Annotated in this window: 4 protein-coding genes; 2 read left to right on the top strand and 2 right to left on the bottom strand. The window is 68.5% G+C overall.

Annotated elements, in window-relative coordinates:
- Positions 1 to 2: 2 nt before the first annotated feature.
- On the top strand, positions 3 to 1883 hold the full coding sequence (locus tag TA90_RS01875; RefSeq protein ID WP_052450375.1) for a bifunctional phosphoribosylaminoimidazolecarboxamide formyltransferase/inosine monophosphate cyclohydrolase: 1881 nt from the start codon (positions 3 to 5) through the stop codon (positions 1881 to 1883).
- A 189-nt stretch (positions 1884 to 2072) separates the two neighbouring features.
- Here TA90_RS01875 and TA90_RS01870 read toward each other — a convergent pair whose 3' ends face one another.
- Together TA90_RS01870 and TA90_RS01865 are read right to left on the bottom strand one after the other, a co-directional pair.
- Positions 2073 to 4301 carry a hypothetical protein gene (locus TA90_RS01870; protein WP_043534327.1) on the bottom strand — a complete coding sequence of 743 codons (2229 nt, stop codon included), beginning with the start codon at positions 4299 to 4301 and terminating at the stop codon, positions 2073 to 2075.
- Positions 4280 to 5053 carry an ABC transporter ATP-binding protein gene (locus tag TA90_RS01865; protein ID WP_082031247.1) on the bottom strand — a complete coding sequence of 258 codons (774 nt, stop codon included), beginning with the start codon at positions 5051 to 5053 and terminating at the stop codon, positions 4280 to 4282. Before TA90_RS01865 ends, TA90_RS01870 begins: the two co-directional genes overlap by 22 nt.
- Positions 5054 to 5637: 584 nt before the next feature.
- Here TA90_RS01865 and TA90_RS01860 point away from each other — a divergent pair.
- The gene (locus tag TA90_RS01860) at positions 5638 to 5880 is read left to right on the top strand and encodes a hypothetical protein (RefSeq protein ID WP_147513316.1); all 243 of its coding nucleotides are present in this window, start codon (positions 5638 to 5640) and stop codon (positions 5878 to 5880) included.

Raw genomic sequence — 5880 nt, 5'->3', positions numbered from 1 at the left:
GAATGACGTCCGTCCGCCTTGACAACCTCGAACCCATCGACGCCCGCCCGCTCACGCGCGCCCTCGTCTCCGTCTACGACAAGACCGGCCTGGTCGACCTCGCCCGGGCCCTCCACGACCACGACGTGGAGATCGTCTCCACCGGCTCCACGGCCGCCCGCATCGCCGAGGCGGGGATCCCCGTCACCCCCGTCGAGGACGTCACCGGTTTCCCGGAAGTCCTGGAGGGCCGCGTCAAGACGCTCCACCCGCTGATTCACGCCGGTATCCTCGCCGACCAGCGCAAGGCCACCCACCGCGCCCAGCTGGCCGACCTCGGCATCGCCGCCTTCGACCTGGTCGTGTGCAACCTCTACCCCTTCGAGCAGACCGTCGCCTCGGGTGCGAGCTTCGACGAGTGCGTCGAGCAGATCGACATCGGCGGGCCCTCCATGGTGCGCGCGGCCGCGAAGAACCATCCCTCCGTCGCCGTGGTCACCGATCCCAGGGACTACGCCCAGGTGGTCGCGGCGCTGGGACGAGGCGGCTTCACGCTCCAGGAGCGCCGCGAGCTCGCCGCCCAGGCCTTCGCCCACACCGCCACCTATGACCTGGAGATCGCCCAGTGGTTCGCCGGGCAGACGGGGCGCGCGGACCTCGCGGCCGAACTGCCCGAGGCCGCGGACGAGGCCGTCGAGGGGACCCCGCTGGGCGCGGTCTTCCTGGAGGCCGGGGCCGACGAGGGCGGGGCCGGAGCCGTCCCGGACGCCGACCGCCTGCCCGAGGTCGTCGTCGGTGCCTTCGAGCGCACCCAGAGCCTGCGCTACGGCGAGAACCCCCACCAGGCAGCAGCCGTCTACCAGGAGTTCGACACCCCCGTGGAGGAGGGACCGGGCACCGACGAGGGCGACTCGTGCGAGTGCGGGGACCACGGGCACGAGGACGCCGACCACGAGCACCCCCAGGCCCCCGGGATCGCCCACGCCGTCCAGCTGCACGGCAAGGCCATGAGCTACAACAACTACACCGACGGCGATGCGGCCCTGCGCGCCGCCTACGACCACGCCCAGCCCTGCGTGGCGATCATCAAGCACGCCAACCCCTGCGGCATCGCGGTGGCCGACACCGTCGAGGAGGCCCACCGCCGCGCCCATGCCTGCGACCCGGTCTCCGCCTTCGGCGGGGTCATCGCCGTGAACCGCCCGGTGACGGTGGCCCTGGCCGAGCAGATCGTCCCGATCTTCACTGAGGTCGTCCTCGCCCCGGACTTCGAGGAGGGCGCGGTGGAGGTCCTCAGCGCCAAGAAGAACCTGCGCGTGCTGCAGGTCGTGCCTCCGCGCCGCGGGGGTGCGGAGTTCAAGCAGATCAGCGGGGGCCTGCTGGTCCAGCGCCGCGACGACGTCGATGCCCCCGGGGATGATCCCGCCAACTGGGAGCTCGCCGCGGGTGCGCCCGCGGACGCCGCGACGCTGGGTGATCTGGCCTTCGCCTGGAGGACCGTGCGCGCCGTGCGCTCCAACGCCATCCTGCTGGTCAAGGACGGGGCCTCGGTGGGTGTCGGCATGGGGCAGGTCAACCGCGTGGACTCCTGCAAGCTGGCCGTCGAGCGTGCGAATACCCTGGGTGGACGCGTGACCGGGGACGCCGCGGCAGATGTCGATTCCGCGGGCGGGGCCCGCGCGGCAGACGTCGCGGCCGAGGGTCCCGAGCATCGTTCGCGCGGGTCGGTGGCGGCCTCGGACGCCTTCTTCCCCTTCGCTGACGGGCTCCAGGTCCTCATCGACGCCGGTGTGAGGGCCGTGGTCCAGCCCGGGGGCTCCGTGCGCGACCAGGAGTCCATCGACGCTGCGAAGGCTGCCGGGATCACCATGTACCTCACCCACACGCGTCACTTCGCGCACTGAGACAGCGGTTCCGGGGGGCGCGGGCTTAGTCGATCTGGGCGGGTCCGGGCCCCCGGAAGCTGCGTCAATGATCCTGCACTCCCCAACGGTTGTCCGTGTACGAGGGCATTGCCGACAACGCGAGGCTCTGTCGGGCGAGGTCCTGGCGCACGTTGCGGTGTGTGTCAGCTTCCCGCGGTCACACGGCCCTCAGGGTCGCCAGGACCGGGTCGTACGCCTGGCACTGTGTCGTGCGCTCATGGAGGCGAGCGCGGTACCCAGCACGGTGACCGCCACCACGACGAGGACGTACACACGGCTGGGCTCGAAGTAGGTGGCGCCTTCGACCACACCGCTGCCGATACGGAGACCTGTGGGAAGCAGGTAGTAGGCGATGATCGCAATGATGCCGGAGACCAGGAGCGGTACGGCCGTGCGCCAGGTGGCGGCGCCCCCTGGCAGACCTGAGGAGCCCGTGAGGGCACCGACCGGGGCCAGCGCACGGGCGGTGGAAGCGCTGTCGCCCACGACGCTGGCACACAGCGCCCCGAAGATGCCGACCAGCCCCAGCGATCCCAGTGCAATCGTCCAGCTGGAACGGAGTGCAGAGAGCGAACCACCCGAAACCCAGACCTGCTGAGGGGTGTCGAGCTGGAGCCCGGGTGTCACCCGGTTCGCGCTGCGTTGCAGGGACTCAGCGTCCAGGTCTGCGCCGGTGGTGGAGACGATGAACATCTGGGTGGTGTCGTCACCGACATCGGTCGGGGTATCCGAGGAGAGTGGTTGGATGTCGATCGAGCCGTCCAAGGAGTAGCCACCCAGCTGCTGGGCGACGAGGGAGGTCATGGCACTGACCTCTGTCTGACCGGAGGCGCACGAGAGGTCAATCGCTGTGAGCGTGTCACAGGTGGCGTGCAGTGTGGCTCGAACAGGAGCCGCGGGATCGCTAGGCTCGGAGTAGGTGATCCAGGCGGGGTCAGCGCCCTCGGGCAGGGAGTCCAGCAACGAGTGGATCGCACTCTCCGGGACTCCACTCCCTGAGGCCTGGAGCACCGTGGTGCCGTAGACGGACGCCTGCCGGATGGCTTGGTAGTACTCGGTGCCCATGGCGCTGGAGAACAGCTGGACCTGTCCGGCCGCCAGGACGGCGAAACAGACGCCGATGGCCAACCGCGTGGACCGCTGTGCGAGGCGCTCGAGCTGTCGACCGCCCACCAGGGTTCCGGTGCTGCCGATGCGGAGCCCCATGCGAGCGGTCAGGGAACCAATCGCAGTGACGACCATCGACACCAACGCGGGGATGGTCAGGGCAACTACACCGACACCGATCAGATAGGAGAGGAGTCGAACGTATCCGTCCCTGCTCTGCAAGGGCACCCAGACAGTGATCACGGCAGCCACTGCACACGCCAAGGCACGCAGATGCAGACGTCCCATCCGATGGGGATGAGCCCTCATGGTCACGAGCTGGCGTTGGGCCAGGCGTGCTCCGACAACCGTCCCCAGGGACACCAGCAAGGCGGGCAGTACTGCAATCACCAGCCATGTCCCGGCGTGGCGGGTGTCCGCCGCAGGGAACGCCGCATCCAACGCAGGAACGGAGACGTCCACCAGACAGGCGGCCCCCACCAGGAGTGCGCCCAGCGCGGTGCCCACCAGGACCGCAGAGAGGCCTTCCACCGCATCGATCGCAGCGAGGTGCCGTCTCTGCAGGCCCAACGCCATGAGCGTCCTGCTCTGGCGGATGCGTTCCTCCCCATTGATCCCCGATCCCACGACCAGGGCAACCATCCCGGGCAGGACCAGGGTGCCCACCAGGAGCGCCTGGACCACTGACTGTGGACTCGCGTTGAGATAGCCCTCCCCGTAGAAGCTGCCCGTGGGGTTGTCCCCGCCGAAGCCCGAGACTCCGGTCATGGAGGCCTCGTCCAGTGCCTCCTCGGTGGGTCGCATGTAGACGCGGCGCTCGCGGGGCACCTCCAGGCCCTCAGGGCCGATGGTCCCCGCGACCGGGCCGAACAGGTCGGCCCGGTCCCCGACCAGATCCTCGGCCAATGCGGGTGAGACCACGGCCTCACCCGGCTCCGGCCAGGCCTCGACTCCCGGAGGAAGGGGGGAGTCCTCCGACACCGGCGCGATGACGACCACAGTGACGGGACGGTTGTCGATCGAGGCGAAACCGCCGAAGCGGTACAACACCTGCGCGTCAGCATCGGACTGCGCGATGACGGGAGTGATCGCATCGGAGCGTTCCTGGCGGAGCGCCGTGTAGTCGGCCTCGACCACCATGGCGGCGAGGCCGATGCACACCAGGAGCGCCCCCAGACACTGGGCGACGGCCCGGGGTCCTCCCCAACGATGCTGGTCGGCGTGGCGCAGGTGCGCACCTATGCGCCACAGGCTTCCCCGGAGCCCCCTCATCGTGCGCTTCCCGTCCATGCGGTCTGCGCATCGGCGACCTCCAGCAAGCCGTCGCGGAGAGCGAGTACCCGATCTGCGTGGTCGGCGACGATCGGGTCGTGCGTCACCACCAGCACCGCGCACCCGAAGCGCTGCGGCAGCGAGAACAGCGAGTCGATGACCAGGTCCCGGTTTCCCGGGTCCAGGGAACCGGTCGGCTCGTCGGCGACCACCAGGGCAGGGGAGTTGACCAGGGCACGCGCAATCGCAATCCGCTGCTGCTCACCCCCGGAGAACTGGGTGACGGGGCGCTCCGTGCCCTCCACCTCCAGGGAGGACAGCAGGTCCTCGGCGGTACCGCGCGCCTCAGTCTGGGGTCTGCCCGCGACCAGGGCCGGCAGCATGACGTTCTCCACCGGGGAGAGCTCATCGAGCAGGTGACCCGCCTGGAACACCATGCCGATGGCGTCGCGCCGCAGTGCGGACACCGTCTTCCCCATGCCGGCGCGGACGGGTGTGCCCGCGACCATCACGGTGCCGGAGTCGGGCTTCAGGAGCCCCAGGAGCACGGACAACAGTGTGCTCTTCCCGGAACCCGAGGGACCCATGACGGCCACGGACTCACTGCCCGCCACCTGCACGGACGTCCCGTCCAGGACCGTGTGCGCCCCGTAGCTCACCCGCACGTCGCGCACGTCGAGCACCGGCGCGGAGGTCCGGCCCGGACCGGGGGTCCTGCTGTCCCCGTCAAGCTGCTGCCCGTGCCCCGCCCTCGTCGGCCTCCGCGCCATGACTACCTCCGTGCTTCGAATGAAAGGGCTGTTCACTTCCAACTGGTGCAGGTATCGACACCCAGCTTGACGTTGACACATGCGCGGACAGCCATGATGGTCACGCCGAGGTTCTTGTAGACCGTGGTGCCAGAGCCGGAGTTGTCGTCCAAGATGACTTGGGACCCGCCCGTCCTTACGAGTGCACTTCCGGGATTCACGCCTCGTCACCGGGCACCTCGAGGATGCAGCTCACTTGCGTTCAAGGTGAACACTGATGTTTGTCCATGTCTTCGGGACGGTCTTCGATGAGATACTTCATCTCAGGGCTGGCCTTGGTGGGGACCGGGGGGTTATTGGGAGTCGAGCTATGCGCAGAACAATTCAGGCAGGGGACGTCAAGATGCGGGTTGGATGGCAGTCGTCATTGGTGTACTCGCTGGTCATGGTTCTCTGCGTCTCGGCTCCTCTGGTTGCACATGCGGACTCACTTGCTTCTTCCGACAGATCCGGTCTGGCGACTTCGGGAGCTGTAGCAGTCGAAGTGGCCTCCGGAGAGCCTTGGTACTGCAAGGCCTTCCCCTCTTGGCCGGGATGCAAGTGAGATGAAGCATGCGGATGCGTTCCACCAACGTCCTGTAGACGTGGGACTCGCGCGGCGAACGGCGATCGTCGTGTGTGCCGGTGTCGTTCTTGTCCTGCAAGTTCTCTCCGGCGCACTCTCCTCGGGCGTGGTCGGGAACTGGGTCTGGACAGTCCTCAGCTGCGTGGCGCTCGCCTTGGTCGGGTGGTTCCCCGCGGTGGGAGGGGCGATCTTCGCACTCATCATCTTCACAGGCATCTCGTAA

This window comes from Actinomyces polynesiensis, from assembly GCF_000820725.1.
GTDB classification, from domain to species: domain Bacteria; phylum Actinomycetota; class Actinomycetes; order Actinomycetales; family Actinomycetaceae; genus Pauljensenia; species Pauljensenia polynesiensis.
Note: the sequence above shows the minus strand (reverse complement) of the source record. Positions and strands in the feature narration are given on the sequence as shown.